The following is a 772-nucleotide window of genomic DNA, read 5'->3' as shown; positions in this document are numbered from 1 at the left end:
AGATGTTCCACAGCTTGTAAACACAGGGTTTCAGGTTCTCTTTCACTCCCCTCCCGGGGTCCTTTTCACCTTTCCTTCACAGTACTATGCGCTATCGGTCACTAAGGAGTATTTAGCCTTACGGGGTGGTCCCCGCGTATTCCCACAAGGTTTCACGTGTCTCGTGGTACTCTGGATCCCGCCATGCTGACTCGTCTTTCGCTTACGGGGCTTTCACCCTCTCTGGCTGGCTTTCCCAAAACCATTCTGCTAAACTTGTCAGATCAATTATGCGGTCCGAACCCCGGAATGCACGCATTCCGGTTTGGGCTCTTCCGTTTTCGCTCGCCGCTACTCACAGAATCACTTGTTGTTTTCTCTTCCTCCGGCTACTTAGATGTTTCAGTTCACCGGGTTCCCTTCCATACGTTATGGATTGGCGTATGGATGACTGGAGTCTGTCCAGCCGGGTTTCCCCATTCAGATATCTCCGGATCAATGGATATTTGCTCCTCCCCGAAGCTTTTCGCAGCTTATCACGTCTTTCATCGGCTCTTAGTGCCAAGGCATCCACCCTGCGCTCTTTCTAGCATAACCAACTTTCCTTCTCTCACGGGAATGGGATCAGGTTACACATGCATAGCGTTGCATGCGTTGGTATTTCAGGTCGTTTTTTTACTTCGTTTTCTCGAAGATGTAAGTTAATTGTTACTCACTAAGAATAACAATCACCTCGGATGTCTTTCTCTATTTGAGAATTGATTTATTTTTGTATGCAGTTTTCAAAGTACAT

The 772-nt window shown here is 47.4% G+C and carries 1 rRNA gene; it reads right to left on the bottom strand.

The features are described from left to right. Positions 1-576, bottom strand: a 23S ribosomal RNA gene (locus G4407_RS16210); the annotation flags it as partial. Between the last annotated feature and the right edge of the window lie 196 nt (positions 577-772).

The sequence above is a fragment of the Allocoprococcus comes genome (genome assembly GCF_013300725.1).
GTDB lineage: Bacteria > Bacillota > Clostridia > Lachnospirales > Lachnospiraceae > Allocoprococcus > Allocoprococcus comes_A.
The sequence above is the reverse complement of the archived record's forward strand: the minus strand, read 5'-3'. Positions and strand labels throughout refer to the sequence as shown.